This is a genomic window from Pseudoclavibacter sp. RFBJ3 (assembly GCF_002931375.1).
GTDB lineage: Bacteria > Actinomycetota > Actinomycetes > Actinomycetales > Microbacteriaceae > Pseudoclavibacter.
In genome coordinates this window covers 1-18,373 of sequence record NZ_PSXZ01000028.1, presented here as the reverse complement: position 1 = coordinate 18,373, position 18,373 = coordinate 1, and the positions used below count along the sequence as shown (strand labels likewise).

Here is an 18,373-nt window from a genome sequence, read left to right as displayed (position 1 = left end):
ACCCCGAGAATGATCGGATGCCTACGCTCATCGTGACCGCGCATCCCGACGAAGATTCCCTGACCCACGCCGCGGCGCTGCAGCTGCGCGAACGCCTCGAAGCAGACGGCGTGGAGGTGGAGCTCGCGCACCTCGCGCAGGAGGGCTTCGACCCGCGGTTCACCGCGCGCGACCGCGCAGATTACAAGGACGGGGCGATCACAGGTCCGGACGTGCTCGCCGAGCAGGCGCGACTCGACCGCGCGAGCGATGTCGTCCTTGTGTTCCCCGTCTTCTGGTGGTCGATGCCGGCGCTGCTGAAGGGGTGGATTGACCGCGTCTTCATCACGGGGTGGGCCTTCGAGCTTGGCGACGACGGCCGCGTGCTGGGGAAGCTCGGGCACCTGACGGCGCACCTGCTGCCGGTCTCCGGCTTCTCGGAGGCGTCCTTCGCGCGGCACGGCTACGAGGAGTCGTTCAGCACGCAGATCGAGCACGGCGTCTTCGACTACTGCGGCATGCCGCGCGGGGCGAAGGCCTTCATCCGCGAGTCGGAGGATGCGGCTTCGGTGAAGCTGGGCCTCGAGGCCGCCGTCGCAACGGTAGCCGCGGCGGTCGGCCTTCGACCTTAGAAGCCGGATTCGAATATCCCCGGACGTTGTGGGGATTCGCCTAGGGCTGGTTGCATCTCTTCATGAGCATGAATGAGACGTCCTTTCCCGCCGGTTGGTACCCGGACCCTATTCAGCAGTTCGAACATCGGTACTGGGATGGCGCCCGATGGACGGAACACGTGCAGCGCGGTGGACAGCAAACGACAAGCGCCCTGCATGGTCCGGCAGCGGATACACCTCGGGTCGTCTCGCAACTCGCGGACGCGAAGATCCCGGTCTTGGGGACTCGTCGTCACGCTGAATTGATGCGCGAGGAACTCAAACGACTTGCGGGGCTGGTCGAGCACCATGGCTTACTGGAAGTCGAAGAACGCGCCGCAGCGGTGGATGCGCTCTTGGCAGAGGAAGAGCAGGTAAGATCCCGGATCCGGGGAGCTCAAAACGAACTAGCTCAACGACAACACGAGGCCTCGGCCTTGAACACGAGACTCTTAGATCTTCGGGGAGCAGTCGAGATTCAAGAGAATGGGCTCTACGACTTCGAACATCCCGCCGAGGACTCGATCGTCCTTGCGAGTCGCTTGGAGGCTGTTCGATCACGAATCAAGATCACGGTCCGTGATGGTGGAGCAACCCAGGCCTCCACCAACTTTACGTTCAACAACAGTGAGGCCCAGGGGCGCAAGTTCGTTCGAGACATGTCCAAGCTCATGCTTCGGTCCTACAACGCCGAGGCGGAGAACTGTGTCAAGGCGGTGAGGGCCGGCAATCTCCACACCGCCCAGTCCCGCCTCAGTAAGGCCGTAGAACAGATCGAACGCCTTGGCACGATGATCTCACTCCGCATGTCACCACACTTTCACGCCCTGCGCCTCGAGGAACTTGAGCTCGCCAACCGCCACCTGCGCGCCCAACAGGCTGAAAAAGAGGCGGAGCGCGCGCACAAGGAAGAACTTCGTGAGCAGCGGAAAGCAGAGAAGGAACTGCAAGCAGAGAAGGCGCGCCTAGAGAAGGAGCGCAGCCACTACGCCAATACCATCGCAGCACTTGACGCGAAGGGCGATTTTGCCGGGGCCGAACGAATGCGCGCGCGGCTCGATGACGTTGTCCACGCCATAGAGAACGTGGACTACCGAGCAGCAAACATCCGTGCGGGCTACGTCTACGTGATCAGCAACGTTGGCTCCTTCGGACCTGAAGTCGTCAAGATTGGCCTCACCCGAAGACTCGAGCCCATGGATCGAGTGCACGAACTTGGCGATGCCTCCGTCCCATTTCGCTTCGATGTCCACGCGCTCTTCTTCGCCGACGACGCTGTCACAATCGAGGCTCAGCTCCACAGGCACTTCGCAGATCGAAGGATCAACAAGGTCAACTTCAGACGTGAGTACTTCCGAGCGACACCAACCGAGGTTCGTGATGCTCTGCAAGAACAACGCGTCGAACTCTTGGACTTCAGGTTGGATCCGCAGGCCGAGGAGTTCAACGCCTCGCGGGCACTCGAGGCCAGTGCTTAGGGGGCGTCACCCCACCACGAATGCAAAACGAGCCCGACGACGCGCGCTGACCCACGGAAGTACAAGAGCAGAAGCTACGCTCACCCCATGACCGACAAGCTCGTCTTCAGTGGTGAAATCGTGAATCCGGAATGGATGCCCTCGTGGTCCGTCATCGAGGTGCCCGGCTCCAAGGAGTTCTTTGGCACCGGCAAGTCGGTGAAGGCCGACACGACCGTCGACGGGGTGGCCGTGACCTCCGCGCTCATGCCGACCGGGCAGGGCGACCACTTCATCTCGGTGAGCGCGGCGCTCAGGAAGAAACTCAAGAAGGACGTCGGCGACCGCGTCGACGTGGTGATCGGGCACCTCGCGGCGAAGTAGGCCCCGCTACTTCGATCTCGCCTGGTAGGCGGCGCCGATGATGATGCCGACGAGCATCCCGAGGCCTGCGCCGAGCGCGAGGTTGTCGAGCAGGAGCATCCCGATCGCCGCGCCGAACGGCAGGCCGAGCGCGATCCCGATCCCGACCGCGTTCGCGGACTTCCTGCCTGAGCCTTCCGAGCGTTCCGGTTCCGTCATGCGCCCAGGTTAGGGGCCTCATCTCCACAGACACCGGTTGGGTCGCATTCGGACACCCGGGGAGCGTTCCCGAGGCTGCCGCACTTTACGATGACCACACGGAGCAACGCCGATGACGCACTGCAAGGAGAACTGACGTGCACGAGATCACCTGCCCCCACTGCCACAAGGCGTTCAAGGTCGACGAGGCCGGATACGCGGATATCGCGAAGCAGGTCCGCGACGGCGAATTCGAGAAGGACCTCCACGAGCGGCTCGAGCTCGCCGAGCAGGCGAAGCGCGCCGAGATCGAACTGGCCGAGTCGAGGGTCGTGCAGGAGTTCGAGGCGGCCGCGGCGAAGAAGAACGCCGAGCTGCAGGAGCTGAAGGCGAAGCTCGAGGCGGGTGAGGTCTCGCAGAAGCTGGCGATCGCCGAAGCGCTGCAGAAGATCGAGAAGGAGCGCGACACACTCGCGAACGAACTCGCGACGGCACGACAGGAGCGCGAGGCCGCAGAGCAGCTCGCGGAGGCGCGGCGTGCCAGCGAGCTGCAGCAGGCCGCATCCGCCAAGGAGACCGAGATCCAGGAGCTGAAAGCGAAGCTCGGCGCGCTCGAGACGCAGAAGAAGCTGGCCGTGAACGAAGCCGTGGGACGCGTCGAGAAGGAACGCGACGAGCTGAAGAACGGCCTGCAGCGGGCGGAGCTCGAACGCCAGCTCGTCGAGAACTCCCTCAAGGACAAGTACGAGACGCAGCTGCGCGACCGCGACGACGCCATCGAGCGCCTCAAGGACATGAAGGCACGCCTGTCCACGAAGATGCTCGGGGAGACCCTCGAGCAGCACTGCGAGACGCTCTTCAACCAGCTCCGCGCCACCGCCTTCCCGAACGCGTACTTCGAGAAGGACAACGACGCTCGCAGCGGCAGCAAGGGCGACTACATCTTCCGCGACTCCGACACCGACGGCACGGAGATCGTGTCGATCATGTTCGAGATGAAGAACGAAGCAGACGGCACGGCCACGAAGAAGCGCAACGAGGACTTCCTCAAGGAGCTCGACAAGGACCGCACCGAGAAGGGCTGCGAGTACGCCGTCCTCGTCTCCCTCCTCGAGCCCGACAGCGAGCTGTACAACACGGGCATCGTCGACGTCTCCCACCGCTACCCGAAGATGTACGTCGTTCGGCCGCAGTTCTTCATCCCCCTCATCAGCCTCCTGCGCACGGCTGCAACGGGTGCCCTCAAGTACAAGGCGGAGCTCGCGTCGGTGAAGGCGCAGAACGTCGACGTCACGAACTTCGAGGAGCGACTCGACGAGTTCCAGCACGCCTTCGGCCGCAACTACGAGCTCGCATCCCGCCGCTTCGGGGAGGCGATCGACGAGATCGACAAGGCCATCGCCCGGCTCCAGAAGGTGAAGGATGCGCTCCTCGGCTCCGAACGCAACCTGCGCCTCGCGAACGACAAGGCGCAGGACGTCACCATCAAGAAGCTCACTCGCGGCAACCCGACGATGACGCAGAAGTTCGCGGAGCTGGGCGGCGGCGGCGACAGTTCCCAGGACGCCGCAGAGGCGAGCGCCTAGGCTCGACGCTCCGCGCACCACTTCCGCGAGACCCGCGGAAACCCGCCCCGACCCGCAGGAGACGCCCCCATGGCATCAGCGAAGAGCAGGACGCGAGAGCAGCACATCGCTGTCTTCGGCGGCAGCGGAAGCGGGAAGACGGTGCTCGTCTCCTCGTTCTACGGCCCGACGCAGGAGCCGCAGTTCGCGAAGGACAACCTGTACGAGGTCGTCGCCGACGACACGGGGCAGAGCGACAAGCTGTACCAGAGCTACCTCGGCATGAAGAACGCAGCGAAGGTGCCCGCATCCACTCGCTTCTCGCACACCGCCTACTCGTTCATGGTTCGGCCGAAGGCCTGGTCCCAGCAGCGGGCGAAGCAGTTGAAGCCGTTCGACGCGCTCCGCCTCGTCTGGCACGACTACCCGGGCGAGTGGTTCGAGGAGTCCGCGGTGGGCGCCGAGGAGACCCGTCGGCGAGTGGAGACCTTCACGGCGCTGCTCAGCTCGGACGTCGCGCTGCTGCTCGTCGACGGGCAGCTGCTCCTCGAGAACGAGGGCTCTGAGGAGCTGTACCTGAAGTCGCTCCTCACCAACATCCGCTCCGAGCTGCTCCGCCTCAAGCCCGAGCTCCTCAAGGACGGGAAGCCCCTGACGCAGTTCCCGCGCATCTGGGTGCTGGCGCTGTCCAAGTCCGACCTGCTTCCCGGGATGGATGCGCACAGGTTCAAGGCGCTCCTCGTCGAGAAGGTCAGCGACGAGCTCGATCAGCTGCGCCAGGAGCTGCGCGGCTTCGTGGAAGCACCCGAGGCGATGTCGTTCGCCGAGGACTTCATCCTGCTCTCCTCCGCGAAGTTCGAGCCAGGCAAGATCGAAGTGACCCAGCGGGTCGGAGTCGACGCCGTCCTCCCTCTGGCCGCCATCCTCCCCTTCGAACGCCACGTCAAGTGGGCCAAGACGCTGCACGACGGCGGCAAGGTGGCCGAGAAGATCTTCGGCAAGGCCGGCGACGTGGCCGGCGTCGCGGCGATGGGGGCCTTGTTCGTCATCAAGAAGGTCAAGCTGCCGGGACCGCTCGGCCTGCTCGCCGGGCTCGCCGCATCCTTCGTCTCGAAGGATGCGATCGAGCGCGGAGCCTCGCTCGCGGGCGACAAGCTCAAGGCGGTGAACGCGGAGGCGCTCGCCAAGCGCGACTACCTCACGGCGATGCTCACGCGCTTCAAGCTCGACCTCGAAGACGCCGAACGCAAGGGCATTCTCCTCCGGAGCAAGAAGTGAAGCTCATCTGGGCCACCCGAGGCCGGACCTGGGGGCATCGCTTCCTCCTCGACGGCGGCTACTCCGACCCCCTGCCCGAGTACGACAAGGCGTTCTCGAGCCTCGGTGACGACTCCGAACTCTGGCATCTCGGGGACGACCGGGCGGCGCTGCGCTTCCCCGATCCCGAAGGACGCACCGACCGCGCCGGCCGCCCCATCTCCCACGAGTTCGTGGTCTTCGCCCCGGAGCTGAACAACATCTCGTCGGCGGCGACCGGCCTGTCGCTGATCTGGACCCAGCCAGCGATCGCGGCCCGGTTCGCCGACATCTGGGACCTGCCCACACCGCCCCGCCCCTGACCGCGCTCGCCGCGATCGACCGCAGCTGATCTCGAGAAGCACTCGGGAAGAAGGAGCCACGATGCAGCACCACGCTTTGGAACCCGAAGCGACCGGAACCGTCGGCGCCGGAGCCGAATGGATGCACGATGCGAATGGCGCGCGCTCGCAGGCAGACCCGCTGCGCTGCGAGTTCGCGGGCTGGCTGGGCGACGAGCTCGTCAGCGTGCTCCCCGACTTCGTCGTCACGGGCGCACTCGCCGACGCGTTGCGCGCGTCGGACCTCACTGGGTTCGAGCTGCGCACGGCGACCGTCACGAAGTCGCCGGAGTTCGTCTCGTACGCGGGTGCGCTCCCGGAGCGATGGGAGCGGCTCGCGCCCACCGGCCGTCCGGACACGGACGACGACTTCGCCCAGCGAGATGGGATGCTGTTCGTCAGCGAGCGAGCCCTCTCGCTCCTCAACGGACACCGCATCGTCGAAGCGCAGCTCGCGGCGGCCGGAGAGACCGCCGAGGCGTCGCGGTTCGCGCGGCACCGCGACGAAGCACGAGCAGCCGCGCTGCTTCGCGAGCAAGCCGCACAGGATTCCGAGGCCGAAGACGATGCCCGGGAAGTCGCTCGCCTCACCGCGCTCGTCGACGCGCTCGGCCCAACCGCATCCACGCCGCCGACGATGCGGGTCAACGGCGACGCGAAGCGCACGGTGGCCGGAGACCTCACGCTTGCGGCGGCCGCGCTTGGCAAGAAGATCGAGGATCCCGCGGCCCTCGCGCTGCTCCGGCTCATCGACGGACCGATCGAGATCAACCGCTCGGGCGCGTACCAGTGCGCCTACCGGAGCACCGATCGTTCCCTCATCGTGGGATTGAAGGGCGGCGCGGTGAGATGCGTCGAGCTCGTCTTCCACCCGCACCGGAACGCCCCGGAAGCCAACTACCCGCGCACGTCGTACCTGATCACGGGGCTCTCCCCGTTCACGCGCGAAGGAGTCCTCGAGCACCTCGGTGCCCCGAAGGAGGCCCTCCCTCCGGACGAAGACGAGCGAAGCCGCGACGAGTACCGAATCGGCCGTCAGCGCGTGATGCTGTACTGGAGAGGCCAGGACTACTCGCCGCGGTCGGTGATGGTCGGCCGGAAGGGCTGAGGGCTTTCACCAGAACCAGCTTCGACGTCGTGCCCACTGGCGCCGGGCGGAGCTGCAGCCCGCTACGCACCACGCGCCTCAGCTCTGTGCAGCGCGGCGCGCACTTGGTCCACGAAGCGTGTCGGCGTCGGCCAGAGCTGCGCCGCGGTGGCCCGAATGGTGAACCAGTCGATTTCCTGCAGACGGTTGACGCGCCCGATGTCCTTCCGCCACTGTCGCTTGTCGGTCCGATGATGGTCACCCTCATATTCGATGGCAATTCTCTGCGCCCGATAGGCGAGGTCGACCCGTCCCACGAACTCCGGACCATTCCACACTTCGACGCCGACTTCCGGCTCCGGCAAGCCGGCGGCGACGATCACCAGCCGGGTCCAGGTCTCCATCGGCGATTCCACTCCGCAGCGAATCCGCGCGGCGGCGACCCTCAGCGACGCTCCCCCTTCGCGATTTCCCCAGGCATTCGCGATGCCCGCCAGCTCTTCGAGTGAAGCAAGCGCTGGGGCTGTCCGCGCGCCGTCGGGCGTGACGTCCGGCCGGACCAGCCGCTCGTAGTTCGTGGAGGTCGCGACGAGTGCATCGCCGAGCACGACCAGCTCGGAGACCTCGAGACGTCTCGCGGCCGTCGCCCAGGTCAGCGCCGGCGAGGCGACCGGCGTGCCCTGCAGATCGCGGGCATCCCACAACTGTTCATGGATGCTTCGCGACCGGATTCCGCGCCCCGCCGGCCGGTTCCGGCCCGCCGGGACGAGGACGTGCACCGTGGAGTCGCCGTCGAGGCGACGCGGGACGGGGAGACCCCAGACGCGGGCAGCGCTCACGCCGCCGAGAACACTTCGCTCCCTGAGGCGCGGCACGAACGCCTGCGCGATCTCGAGGGGCGTGGTTGCGATCCCGCGCATCCGCACGCCTCGGTGCGGGCTCGTGAACTCCGCTGAGTTCAGCTGGCCCGCCGTCAGTCCCGCGCGACGCCCGTCCCCGACGCTGAAGGGACCGGCTGCGGCGCCATCCGGCAGATTCTCGGGTCCAGACATGCGGCCAGAGTACGGACGCGCGCCGTCTCCTCCGCGTTATCCACAGCCGGGATACCGCCCGCGTCGCACCGGTGCGCCGGTGGCGCGGGCGCGGTGCCCCGGTCCCCGGTCCCCGGTCCCCGGTGTCCCCGTCCCCGGCGGCTCGGCGGCTCGGCGGCTCGGCGGCTCGGCGGCTTGGTGGTTCGGTGACTCCGTGGCTCGGTGGCTCGGTGCCGGCTCAGGAAAGGCTCGTGCGGGGTTTTCGCGACGCTGATGGGTTTCTCGGATGCACGTGATGGGTTTTAGCGACCGGTGATGGGTAAAAACCCATGAGGGTCACCGAAAGCCATCACGACCCCGGGGCCAGCGGCAGGCGCGGCCCGGGACAAAGGGAGGCGCGGGGCCGGTGCCTCGTGCCGCTGCCTGAGATCCGCCCTTGGCAGCACACGGATGGGTTTTCGCGACACGGATGGGTTTTCGCGACGCTGATGGGTTTCTCGGACGCACGTGATGGGTTTCGGCGACCGGTGATGGTTAAGAACCCATCACGGTCACCGAAAGCCATCACGCACCCGGCGTCAGCGGCAGGCACGGCCCGGGACAAAGGGAGGCGCGGGGCCGGTGCCTCGTCCCGCGGCTCGGTGGCTCCGTGCCGGCCCAGAAAGGTCCGTGCGGGGTTTTCGCGACGCTGATGGGTTTCTCGGATGCACGTGATGGGTTTCGGCGACCGGTGATGGGTAAAAACCCATCACGGTCACCGAAAGCCATCACGGCCAAGGCAGGGCGGCGGAAGCAGAAGCGGCGGCGGAAGCCGAAGCCGCCGCCCCCGCCGCCGCTAGCTGCCGCTCTCCACGAGGTACAGCTTGCGCAGGGGCGCGCCGGTGACGGTCCACCGGGTGCGCATCCCTTCACCGAGTCGCACGATGGAGCCGGGTTCGAGGTCGATCGAGGGCAGTTCCGGCTCGAGGAACTCGACCGTCGCCGTGCCGCTGATGACGAGGAACACCTCGTCGGCCTCGACGTCGAGCATCGACCCGGCAGACATCTCCCACAGCCCGAACTCCGCGCCCGCGAAGGCACCGAGGTTGAGGGCGGCGGTCGTCGGCTCGCCGCTCACCTTCTGCCAGCCCTCGACGGGGTCGTGCGACAGGGATGCACCCCGCGCGTGCACGACCGAACCGGGGAGCATCCCACTCACGGCCGCGGCCTCGGCATCCGCCTCACGAGCACCGTCGCCGCTCACGAGTCGAACCCCAGCCCGACTGCATCCATCGTCTTCAGCCACAGTCCGCGCTTGCCTTCGTTGCGGTCGGCGCGCGCCATCTCGGCGAGCGACACCTTCGCGCCGAACGACGCGAACGGCTCCGGCGGGAACGGCAGCGGCTTCTTCTTCACGAAGTCCATGCGCGTGCGCTCGGTCTCCTCGCCGCTCAGCAGGTCGAGGAGCACGTTCGCCGCGTACCTGGTCGCGCCGACGCCGAGGCCGGTGAAACCGGCGGCGTGCGCGACGCGGCCGTCGTACTCGGTGTCGAAGAACGAGAAGAAGCGCGTGCACGTGTCGATGACCCCGCCCCACTTGTGGGAGAAGCCGAGCCCCTCCAGCTGCGGGTACGTGGCGATGAAGTGCGCCGCGAGCTTCTCGAACGTCTTGGGGCGCTGGTCGTACTCCTTCTTGATGCGCCCGCCGTAGTTGTACACGGCGTCGTATCCGCCGTAGAGGATGCGCGTGCGGCCATCCGCATCCGTCACCAGTCGCGAGTAGTGGAAGCGGTTGTTGAGGTCGGTGATGCCCTGGCGCCGCTTCCAGCCGATCGATTCGAGCTGCTCGTCGCTCAACGGGTTCGTCATGAGCACGTAGTCGTAGACGGGGACCGTGTAGAAGCGGTCGCGCTTGATGAGCGCGGGGAACGCGTTCGTGCCGAGGGCCACGCGCTGCGCGTAGACGCTGCCCTCGTCGGTCCCGACCGTGATCCCGCCCCCGTCGGCGTCGAGCGAACGGACCGGCGTGTTCTCGAAGATCGCGACACCCATGCCGAGCACCACGCGCCGCAGCTCCCACACGAGCTTCGCGGGGTTCACGAGCGACGTGCCCTCGCGTTCGTAGGCTCCCGCCAGGTAAAGGGGCGACGCAGCTTCGGCTTGCACCTGCTGCCGGTCGAAGAACTCGACGCCCGAATCTCCGACGGCCTCGTCCTCGAGTTCCGTGACCTGGTGGGGCTCGGTGGCGACGCGCAGCACCCCGGTCTCCTCGTAGTCGCAGTCCATGCTGTACCGCTTGACGGTGTCGCCGATCTCGCGCAGATTCTCGAGGCCGAGCGCCTGCAGCTTCGCGAACTCATGCGGCAGGCGGTCCTTGCCGTTCGAAGCGCCGTGCGTGAGGCTCGCCTCGCAGAATCCGCCGTTGCGACCGGATGCCGCCCAGCCGACCCGCTGTCCTTCCAGGAGCACGACCTTTCGCTTCGGGTCGCGCTCCTTCGCCAGCAGGGCGGTCCACAGTCCCGTGTATCCGCCACCCACGATCACGAGATCGGCCGTGTGGTTGCCGCGCAGCGGTGGCAGGGCCTCCGGGCGGCCCGGGTCGTCGAGCCAGTAGGTCGTCGCCTTCGCACCGGCGAGGGATGCTGCGACGCGTTCCTCGCTGATCTCGGCTTCTGCTCGATCGAACGTGGTCATGGTGTCCTCCGTTTGGGGGTGATGGCCATCTGTCTGCTGGTGCCTAGTCGTGTCTACCCTGCGTACCTACCGTTTGGGTGGACGCACTGTCGGGTGTTGATGGAAGCTCTCGACGATCCGTCCCCCGCTGCACGAAGACCCAGATGACGACACCGAGCGCCAGCAGACCGAGAGCGATGCCGAGCTCGAGGAAACCGCCGTAGCCGGTGACCGAGAAGCCCGTTGCCCCCACGACCAGGATGATGGCGAGGATCACGGACAGGACGATCGAGAGCGGGACGAAGAACCGGGGAAGCTTGATGGGCCTCTCCGCGTCGGGCCGGTCCTTGCGAAGCAGGAAGAAGCCGGAGACGGCGAGCAGGTGCGTGAGGATGTAGCCGAGGTTGCCCGTGACGATGATGGCGAGCGGGTTCTGCAGCACCACGAGGATCACGACGTTCATGACGAGCATCACGTTGAGCGAGCGGAGTGGCACGCCGCGCTTGTTGAGGACACCCAAGCCGCGGACCGTCACGCCCTCCTTGCCCATGTTGAAGAGAACGCGCGACGCATCCGCCACCGACGTGGTCATGATGAGCAGCAGCGAGGCGATGAGGCACACGACCATGAAGTCGGACGCGCCGCCCACCAGGTCGGCGAAGCTCGCGATGAAGAACGTGGCAGGGTCTTCGGCGATGGCGGCCTCACCGGCGTACCCGCCGAGGGTGAGCGGCACGAGGAAGAACACGCCGAGGCAGAAGAGGACGGACGCCTTGATCGCGCGCGTCGTGTCCTTCACGGAGTCGCGGTACTCGGGCGCGAAGGTGGCGCACACTTCGATGCCGAAGGTCGTCCAGGCCATGATGTACAGCCACACGATGGCCGTGTGGAGGCCTTCGATGCCGTGCAGGTTCCACGTGAGGTCCAAGGGCGCCCAGTCGGACTGGAACAGCGGGAACACGATGAAGACGAAGAGCGGGATCATGAGTATCGCCGCGGTCACGTAGACGAAGGTCATCGTCACGCGCACGCCAATGACGTTGATCAGGTACATGACGCCGATCACGATGAGGCCCACCATGACGGGGAACGTGATCGAGACCGGGCCGAGCTGCAGCACCCAGTCCTGGTCGGGGAACCACTGGGCCATGACGAGAGAGCCCGTTACGGCACCGTAGGTGGCGAGGTTCGTGCCCCACGGCAGCCAGTAGCCGACGCCGGCGAGGGGTGCAACCCAGGGCGCGCGCTTCTTCCAGGCCTCCGCTGCGTAGTGCGCGATACCGCCGGACGAGTCGGGGAACATCGTCGCCAACTCCGTGTAGATCCAGTTGACCCCCATCGCGAGCAGCATCGAGATGGCCCACAGCACGGCGGCACCCCAGCCGCCGAGGCCGGCGATGGATGCGCCGAGCGTGGCGATCAGCGCGGCCGGCATGGTCATCGCCATGGCGAAGCCATCGAACCAGCGCATCCGCTTGGGAAGGTGTTCCGCTTGGACCGCGGCGGTGATCTGTTCTGTCGACATGCGTGACTCCATCGATTCGGGGGCGGCGATGCTCTCGCCGTCGCACTGCGCCCACTCTGGCCCCGACTTCTTCGTCGGCGCAAGATAAAGGCGCTCAAGTTGCTGAAAACGTAACTCTTGCGAAACATAACTGCTTGTTCGTGAGAATGCAACGCCGTAGGGTGAAGGGGATCGTTCACCACACAAGGAGGTGCGGAGTGACAACTCTGCCTGCAGCAACCCGTACCCAGCTCTTTCTCGCTGGAGACTTCGTCGATGGCTCCACCGGGGAGCAGACCGACGTCGTGAGCCCCGTCACCGGTCAGGTCATCGCATCCATCGCCGTACCAGGCCAGGCCGACCTCGACAAGGCCGTCGAGAAGGCCCGGACGGCGCAGAAAGCCTGGCGCAAGCTCGGGGTCTTCGAACGGGCGAAGGTCTGCCACCGCATCGGCGACGCCATCGAACGACGCGTCGACGAGCTCGCGCGACTCCAGACGCTCGAGCAGGGCAAGCCCGTCGCCGAATCGATCGCCGACATCAAGGAAGCCGCGCAGCTCTTCCACCTGCACGCCGAGGATGCGCTGCGCCTCTACGGCGAGACCCTGCCATCGAGCGACATCGACAAGCGCATGTTCACCTACCGGGCACCCGTCGGCACGTGGGGCATCATCACCCCCTGGAACTTCCCCCTCCTCATGTTCACGGAGTTCGTCGCCCCGGGCCTCGCGACCGGGAACGCCTGCATCGTGAAGCCGCCGAGCAACACCCCGCTTGCCGTGCTCGCAGCCATGGACTGCCTCCTCGAGGCCGGCGTCCCCGACGGCCTCGTCAGCGTGCTGCCCGGCGACGGGCCGTTCGGCGCGCAGCTCGTGTCGCATCCCGGCATCGACGCGATCGGCTTCATCGGCTCCTCGGCGACCGGCGCGAAGATCGTGCAGACCGCCGGCCTCAAACGCTCTTTGATGGAGTGCTCCGGCAACGGCCCCATCGTCGTCCTCGAGGACGCGAACATCGAGCGCGCCGCGAAGGCCGCAGTCGATTCCGCCTTCTACTGCGGCGGCCAGGTCTGCTGCGCGACCGAGCGCCTCATCGTGCACCACCGCGTCCACGACGCGTTCGTCGAATCGGCGCTCGCCTACGCGAGCTCGCACGTCGTCCTCGGCGACCCGTTCGACCCGACCGTGAACCTCGGGCCGCTCAACAACGAGGGAGTGGCCGCCAAGATGGACCGGCACCTCGACGAGGCACGCCGCCTCGGCTTCGACGTGATTCTCGGCGGTGGCCGAGCGCCAGGCCACCCCACCGGGCTGTACTACGACTTCACGATCGTCGACGGGGTCAGCGAGGCCAGCCTGCTGTCGCAGGAGGAATCGTTCGGCCCAGTGCTGCCGATCCTCACCGCGAAGGACGATGACGACGCGCTTCGGATCGCGAACGCCGACCGCCTCGGTCTGCAGTCCGCTGTCTTCACGGAGAGCCTCAGCAAGGCCTACCGCTTCATCGAGGAACTCGAGACGGGCCAGGTCATCGTCAACGACTCCAACGGCTGGTGGGACATCAACATGCCGTTCGGCGGCGCAGGCGGCAAGGGCACCGGATGGGGACGCATCGGGGGCATGTACACGCTGCACGACATGACCGATCTCCGCACCGGCGCCATCCACGTCGGCTCCTAGTCCGACCCCACCTCGGTCGGGTCCTGCCTCAGCATGCGCGCTGCGGCAGGACCCGCCCCATCGTGCGAGCATGAAAGCAGGTCAGAACGTGATGACACCGCAGCACAGGAACCGAGGAGCAGCCGTGAACGAACTCGACGACATCGATCGGCAGCTCATCGCGATCCTGCAGAAGGATGGCCGGCGCTCTTTCAAGGACATCGCCGACGAGACCGGGCACCCCGCGTCGTCGGTCAGATACCGAGTCCAGCGACTTGAGGATTCGGGCATCCTGCAGATCGTCGGCATCGCGAACCCGCTCTCGATCGGCTTCGACCACCTGGCCATGGTGGGCATCCACTGCGAACCCGGAGCTGCGCGCAGCGTCTGCGAGTCGCTGTCCGCGCTTCCTGAGACGAGCTACGTCGTGCTCACGAGCGGTGGCTTCGATGTCATGGTCGAGGTGATCTGCCGCGACATGGAGCACTACAAGGAGCTCCTGCTGGAGCGCCTCCAGACGACCGTCGGCGTGCGCCGCACCGAGACCTTCTTCGTACTGGAAGCGCACAAGCTCGCCTACGGGTGGGGCGTCGGATAGTCGGCCGCGTTCTCCAGGTCTCGCGCTCGCACCGCATCCGGATCTTCCGGCGGATCCACCGCCTCCACCGCTACCCTCGGGCTCACGCGGCCCCACGATCGGTGCCGCGCCATCGATCAAGGGGAACTCATGACCGACATCACTGAACTGCTCGCGCTCATCCCGGTGGACGACATCGCCGGCAAGCTCGGCGTCGACAAGCAGACCGCGCAGCAGGGGATCCAGGCAGCGTTGCCGACCCTCATCGGCGGGCTGCAGGCCAACGCGGCCGACCCCGCCGGCGCCGCATCGCTCGAGCATGCGCTGGCGAAGAAGGACACGACCCTCGTCGACGGCCGTGTCTCGCTCGCCGACATCGACACGAACGACGGCCAGAAGATCGTCGACAACGTGTTCGGCAGCAACACCGACCAGGTCGCCGCCGCCCTCGGCTCGGCACCAGGCAGCCAGACCTCCGGCCTCGTGCAGAAGCTGCTCCCGATCCTCGCGCCCATCGTGCTCGCGTGGCTCGCGAAGAAGTTCCTCGGCGGCCAGCAGGGCGCATCCACCACGGCGGGTGCGAGCTCCGGCGGCGGCCTCGAGGACCTCCTCGGTGGGATCCTCGGCGGCGGTTCGGCGTCCGGCAGCAAGGCGGGCGGCGCGGCAGGCGGCGGGCTCGGCGACATCCTGGGCGGAATCCTCGGCGGCGCCGCAGGCGGCTCGGGCGGCGCTGCGGGCGGCGGCGGGCTCGGCGACATTCTCGGCGGGCTGCTGGGCGGCGGCAAGCGCTAGGCGCATCGAGGCGCGGATGCGCGGGAGGGCCCGCGAGCCCGGTTCCCCCCTCCCGCGTGCCCGCAGCCTGACGCCAGGCGCGTTCCGATCCGGCCGCTGCTTCGAAACGAGACCACCATCACCACTGCCAGCACCGAGGACCTGTGGGCAGCGATTGCGTTCGCCGCCTTCCTGATCATCACCGCGTCCGCGATCGCGCTTCTCCTGATGAAATTGCCGATCTCTCCGGGCTCGCGACTGCCGCTGACGCCACTCGCCGCGCAGCACCGTCTGAAACGACTCGACGACGACAGCCGCGGCTGGGAGACAGCCTTCGCTGGCGAGCTCCTCTGGCTGGCGCACCGCGGGATGCTGCGCATCCACGAGGTCGACGACGCGGGTGCCGCGGCGAGAATCACCGACGCGGGCTACCGGCCCCCGGTTGCGACGGGGTGGGAGGTCGAGTTCCTCGGCGACGATCCACTGCTTCCCGCCTGGTCGCAGGCTGTCGTGGACGTCTACTTCCCATCGGGGACACGCCGGCCAGCGGACCGGGCGCGAGTCGACCGCACCGGCAGCGACGATCCCGCCCGCAGAGCCGCGCTGAAATCGAACATCATCGCCGAACTCGACCGCCGCCGCGTCGACACGTCGGCCCGCGGGACCTGGGTGTCGCGGCTCCTCGGGAGCCCGTACAGCCGCGCCTTCACGGGCCTCCTGGTGGTGCCGATCGGCTTGCTGCTCCTGGTTCCTCTGCTCCCCGCCTGGGCGGTGCCCGTCTACCTCGCAGCGCTCGCCGTCGTCGTCGCACTCACCTTCGTGCGGTCTCCCCTGCAACGCCGCTGGTCGAAGCTCTGGGACCGATACCGCGAAGAGAGCCAGTACCTCCACGAGCTGCCGCTCGGCGAGCGCGGCGCGGGACCCACGAGAGTCGTCTACCTCGACACGTTCGCCGATAACCTCGGCTTCGCCGACGTCGTCCTGTACGGCCTATCGGAAGATGTGGCCCGCGGATACGCGCAACAAGCCGACATCATGGTGCGAGAAGGGCTGCTGGAGAGCATCCAGCCAGCCTGGCTGGTCCCTCAGCGCCAACGGGTCACGCCGAGCCAGCTCACCGATCTCGTCGACGGATTCCTCTTCACCGTGCGCTGAGCGCCACCCCCTGCAGAATCCGCACCGCCAGGCCGCGCATCGGCCGACTAGCGGTGCGACGGGATGCTGAACCGCTTGATCTTGTCACCCTCGACAGTCACGAACGCGCGCGAGGTGCCGTTGAAACGGTTGCTGCGCCAGTCGAAGAACAACTCGGTCGTGTCGCCCTCGGTCGTCGCCTCCTTGATGACCATCTGAGCGCTCTGCCCGATGGCGTCACTCTGCGCCCAGCTGCTGACACCCTCTCGCCCTTCGAGCACGCGGCCCCAGTCATCGACGCAGCCGTCTTCGGCGAACGCGTCGACGAACGCCTGCTCATCACCGTCGTTGATCGCATCGACAAGGGCCTGCACCGGCGCAGGCACTGTGATCTCAGTCATGGAACCCCCATCTCGTTGCGGACGATCGCCGCCCGAACGGCCACAATGTAGCAAGCCAGCCTCCGGATTCCCGGGCATAGCCGTAAGCTCAGAATCTCAGGATGCGCGGCGACCAGCCCCACGCATCCGCCCTGCGGCTCCATAAAGGCAAGCCCGGCCCGTCACAAACGGGCCCCGTCAACAAGCAGAAGGTGAACTGAGCATGAGCGACTTCTCGCCCCTTGAAGTATTTGACCGTCGCGAGTCAGAAGTCCGCGGATACATCCGCTCATTCCCCGTGGTGTTCGACCGCGCATCAGGTTCGACCCTCGTGACGGCAGACGGCGACGAATACCTCGACTTCTTCGCGGGAGCGGGCGTGCTCAACTACGGGCACAACAACCCGCTGTTCACGAAGGCGCTCGTCGAGTACATCGAGCACGGCGGCATCCTCCACGGCCTCGACATGGCGACCTCCGCGAAGCGGGCGTTCATCGAGGCGTTCGAGCAGTACGTGCTCGAGCCGCGCGGCTACGACTACAAGATCCAGTTCACGGGTCCCACCGGCGCCAACGCCGTCGAGGCGGCCCTCAAGGTCGCACGCCAGGCGACGGGGCGCACGAACGTGGTCGCGTTCACGAACGGCTTCCACGGCCTCAGCCTCGGCGCGGTCGCCGTCACCGGCAACAAGAAGTACCGCGATGCTGCCGGCACGACCCTCGGCGACGTCACCCGCCTCCCCTTCGAGGGATACCTGGGCGACAAGCTCGACACGCTCGACCTGTTCGAGAAGATGCTCGACGACACCGGCAGCGGCCTCGACCTGCCCGCCGCCGTCATCGTCGAAGCCATCCAGGGCGAGGGCGGCATCAACGTCGCGAGCCCCGAATGGCTGCGGCGCCTCCGCACGATCACGGAAGAGCGCGGCATCCTGCTGATCCTCGACGAGATCCAGGCCGGCATCGGCCGCAGCGGATCCTTCTTCGCGTTCGAGGAGTCTGGCATCGTCCCCGACCTCGTCACGGTGTCGAAGTCGATCTCCGCATCCGGCCTGCCCATGTCGCTGGTCCTCCTCCGCCCTGCAGTGGATGTGTGGAAGCCGGGCGCCCACACGGGAACCTTCCGCGGCAACAACCTCGCATTCGTCACGGCACGCGTCGCGCTCGAGCAGTACTGGGCTGACGACGTGTTCATGACGACGGTCGCGGAGCGTTCCGCCGAACTGCGCGCTGGCCTCGAGAGCATCGCCGCCGACTACCCGCAGCTCGGCCTCACGGTGCGCGGCCGCGGCCTCATGTACGGCATCGTCAGCCTCGACGACCGCGACCTGCCTTCGCGCATCTCCGCCGAGGCGTTCCAGCGTGGACTCGTCATCGAGACCGCGGGCGCTTTCGAAGAGGTCCTCAAGTTCCTCCCGGCGCTCACGCTCACCAGCGATGAACTGCAGACGGGTCTCCGCATCGTGCGCGAGAGCCTCGACGCGGTCCTCTCCGGTGACGACTCCGAAGCCGAGCACGCCGTGGAAGACCACGCCGCCTCGCACGCGTAGCTGCTCGCAGCACTCGACAGACGCGCCCCCGGCCCGACCTTCACGGTCGCCGGGGGCGCGTCTCTGTCTCTGCGCCCCGGGCACAGACAAGTCACCCAGAAACACCCTCCGCGCGCCGGCAACATGCTTCTGGCTCGCTCCTGTGGCTGTGGGGGCGGGGCGGGGGCGGGGGCGGGAG

Annotated in this window: 18 protein-coding genes; 12 read left to right on the top strand and 6 right to left on the bottom strand. The window is 67.0% G+C overall.

Annotated elements, in window-relative coordinates; genetic code table 11:
* Positions 1–17: 17 nt before the first annotated feature.
* From C5E07_RS18350 to C5E07_RS18340, 3 genes are all read left to right on the top strand, one after another.
* Complete coding sequence (locus C5E07_RS18350; protein WP_104301436.1) at positions 18–611, top strand: NAD(P)H-dependent oxidoreductase; 594 nt, start codon at positions 18–20, stop codon at positions 609–611.
* 62 nt (positions 612–673) lie between these two features.
* Positions 674–2,110: a DUF4041 domain-containing protein gene (locus tag C5E07_RS18345; RefSeq protein WP_104301434.1), complete on the top strand. Its 1,437-nt coding sequence runs from the start codon at positions 674–676 to the stop codon at positions 2,108–2,110.
* An 87-nt stretch (positions 2,111–2,197) separates the two neighbouring features.
* Positions 2,198–2,473 carry a DUF1905 domain-containing protein gene (locus tag C5E07_RS18340; RefSeq protein WP_104244723.1) on the top strand — a complete coding sequence of 92 codons (276 nt, stop codon included), beginning with the start codon at positions 2,198–2,200 and terminating at the stop codon, positions 2,471–2,473.
* A gap of 6 nt (positions 2,474–2,479) precedes the next feature.
* Here the strand turns inward: C5E07_RS18340 and C5E07_RS18335 are convergent, their stop codons facing one another.
* Positions 2,480–2,671 carry a glycine zipper family protein gene (locus tag C5E07_RS18335; protein ID WP_104301432.1) on the bottom strand — a complete coding sequence of 64 codons (192 nt, stop codon included), beginning with the start codon at positions 2,669–2,671 and terminating at the stop codon, positions 2,480–2,482.
* A 137-nt stretch (positions 2,672–2,808) separates the two neighbouring features.
* Between C5E07_RS18335 and C5E07_RS18330 the strand changes: the two genes are divergently transcribed.
* From C5E07_RS18330 to C5E07_RS18315, 4 genes are all read left to right on the top strand, one after another.
* Positions 2,809–4,236, top strand: a complete 1,428-nt coding sequence (locus C5E07_RS18330) for a DUF2130 domain-containing protein (protein WP_104301430.1) — start codon at positions 2,809–2,811, stop codon at positions 4,234–4,236.
* Positions 4,237–4,305: 69 nt separating this feature from the next.
* Complete coding sequence (locus tag C5E07_RS18325; RefSeq protein ID WP_104301428.1) at positions 4,306–5,493, top strand: ATP/GTP-binding protein; 1,188 nt, start codon at positions 4,306–4,308, stop codon at positions 5,491–5,493.
* Entirely contained in the window at positions 5,490–5,834 is a 345-nt protein-coding gene (locus tag C5E07_RS18320) for a hypothetical protein (RefSeq protein WP_104301426.1), read from the top strand. Before C5E07_RS18325 ends, C5E07_RS18320 begins: the two co-directional genes overlap by 4 nt.
* Before the next feature lie 61 nt (positions 5,835–5,895).
* Positions 5,896–6,960 (top strand): hypothetical protein, encoded by a 1,065-nt coding sequence (locus tag C5E07_RS18315; RefSeq protein ID WP_104301424.1) that lies wholly within the window; start codon positions 5,896–5,898, stop codon positions 6,958–6,960.
* 62 nt (positions 6,961–7,022) lie between these two features.
* Here C5E07_RS18315 and C5E07_RS18310 read toward each other — a convergent pair whose 3' ends face one another.
* From C5E07_RS18310 to C5E07_RS18295, 4 genes are all read right to left on the bottom strand, one after another.
* Positions 7,023–7,859: a hypothetical protein gene (locus C5E07_RS18310; RefSeq protein ID WP_146080653.1), complete on the bottom strand. Its 837-nt coding sequence runs from the start codon at positions 7,857–7,859 to the stop codon at positions 7,023–7,025.
* A gap of 946 nt (positions 7,860–8,805) precedes the next feature.
* A complete protein-coding gene (locus C5E07_RS18305) occupies positions 8,806–9,213 on the bottom strand; it encodes a cupin domain-containing protein (protein ID WP_258064049.1) in 408 nt (135 codons plus the stop codon).
* Positions 9,210–10,643: an FAD-binding oxidoreductase gene (locus C5E07_RS18300; RefSeq protein ID WP_104301419.1), complete on the bottom strand. Its 1,434-nt coding sequence runs from the start codon at positions 10,641–10,643 to the stop codon at positions 9,210–9,212. The genes C5E07_RS18305 and C5E07_RS18300 overlap by 4 nt, the downstream gene beginning before the upstream one ends.
* Before the next feature lie 43 nt (positions 10,644–10,686).
* Entirely contained in the window at positions 10,687–12,147 is a 1,461-nt protein-coding gene (locus tag C5E07_RS18295) for an APC family permease (RefSeq protein WP_258064048.1), read from the bottom strand.
* Between the two features lie 197 nt (positions 12,148–12,344).
* On the opposite strand from C5E07_RS18295, the gene C5E07_RS18290 reads away from it, so the two are divergent.
* The 4 genes from C5E07_RS18290 to C5E07_RS18275 all read left to right on the top strand — a co-directional run bounded on the left by C5E07_RS18290 (position 12,345) and on the right by C5E07_RS18275 (position 16,287).
* On the top strand, positions 12,345–13,805 hold the full coding sequence (locus tag C5E07_RS18290; protein WP_258064047.1) for an aldehyde dehydrogenase: 1,461 nt from the start codon (positions 12,345–12,347) through the stop codon (positions 13,803–13,805).
* A 124-nt stretch (positions 13,806–13,929) separates the two neighbouring features.
* Positions 13,930–14,382: an Lrp/AsnC family transcriptional regulator gene (locus tag C5E07_RS18285; protein ID WP_258064046.1), complete on the top strand. Its 453-nt coding sequence runs from the start codon at positions 13,930–13,932 to the stop codon at positions 14,380–14,382.
* Between the two features lie 129 nt (positions 14,383–14,511).
* Positions 14,512–15,153, top strand: a complete 642-nt coding sequence (locus C5E07_RS18280) for a DUF937 domain-containing protein (RefSeq protein WP_104301409.1) — start codon at positions 14,512–14,514, stop codon at positions 15,151–15,153.
* A gap of 207 nt (positions 15,154–15,360) precedes the next feature.
* Positions 15,361–16,287, top strand: coding sequence for a hypothetical protein (locus C5E07_RS18275; RefSeq protein WP_146080652.1), 927 nt, complete (start codon positions 15,361–15,363; stop codon positions 16,285–16,287).
* Positions 16,288–16,334: 47 nt separating this feature from the next.
* Here C5E07_RS18275 and C5E07_RS18270 read toward each other — a convergent pair whose 3' ends face one another.
* Positions 16,335–16,667, bottom strand: coding sequence for a nuclear transport factor 2 family protein (locus C5E07_RS18270; protein WP_104301405.1), 333 nt, complete (start codon positions 16,665–16,667; stop codon positions 16,335–16,337).
* Between the two features lie 202 nt (positions 16,668–16,869).
* Here C5E07_RS18270 and ectB point away from each other — a divergent pair, with 202 nt between their 5' ends.
* The gene (ectB, locus tag C5E07_RS18265) at positions 16,870–18,195 is read left to right on the top strand and encodes a diaminobutyrate--2-oxoglutarate transaminase (protein ID WP_104244701.1); all 1,326 of its coding nucleotides are present in this window, start codon (positions 16,870–16,872) and stop codon (positions 18,193–18,195) included.
* The last annotated feature ends 178 nt before the right edge of the window (positions 18,196–18,373 follow it).

Bases quoted from the DNA above. Each gene is read 5' to 3' on its own strand.
- C5E07_RS18340 (WP_104244723.1), top strand. From the start codon at position 2,198: ATGACCGACAAGCTCGTCTTCAGTGGTGAAATCGTGAATCCGGAATGG.
- C5E07_RS18345 (WP_104301434.1), top strand. From the start codon at position 674: ATGAGCATGAATGAGACGTCCTTTCCCGCCGGTTGGTACCCGGACCCT.
- C5E07_RS18280 (WP_104301409.1), top strand. From the start codon at position 14,512: ATGACCGACATCACTGAACTGCTCGCGCTCATCCCGGTGGACGACATC.
- C5E07_RS18325 (WP_104301428.1), top strand. From the start codon at position 4,306: ATGGCATCAGCGAAGAGCAGGACGCGAGAGCAGCACATCGCTGTCTTC.
- C5E07_RS18310 (WP_146080653.1), bottom strand. From the start codon at position 7,859: ATGCGCGGGATCGCAACCACGCCCCTCGAGATCGCGCAGGCGTTCGTG.
- C5E07_RS18350 (WP_104301436.1), top strand. From the start codon at position 18: ATGCCTACGCTCATCGTGACCGCGCATCCCGACGAAGATTCCCTGACC.
- C5E07_RS18300 (WP_104301419.1), bottom strand. From the start codon at position 10,643: ATGACCACGTTCGATCGAGCAGAAGCCGAGATCAGCGAGGAACGCGTC.
- C5E07_RS18270 (WP_104301405.1), bottom strand. From the start codon at position 16,667: ATGACTGAGATCACAGTGCCTGCGCCGGTGCAGGCCCTTGTCGATGCG.
- ectB (WP_104244701.1), top strand. From the start codon at position 16,870: ATGAGCGACTTCTCGCCCCTTGAAGTATTTGACCGTCGCGAGTCAGAA.
- C5E07_RS18275 (WP_146080652.1), top strand. From the start codon at position 15,361: ATGAAATTGCCGATCTCTCCGGGCTCGCGACTGCCGCTGACGCCACTC.
- C5E07_RS18315 (WP_104301424.1), top strand. From the start codon at position 5,896: ATGCAGCACCACGCTTTGGAACCCGAAGCGACCGGAACCGTCGGCGCC.
- C5E07_RS18335 (WP_104301432.1), bottom strand. From the start codon at position 2,671: ATGACGGAACCGGAACGCTCGGAAGGCTCAGGCAGGAAGTCCGCGAAC.
- C5E07_RS18295 (WP_258064048.1), bottom strand. From the start codon at position 12,147: ATGTCGACAGAACAGATCACCGCCGCGGTCCAAGCGGAACACCTTCCC.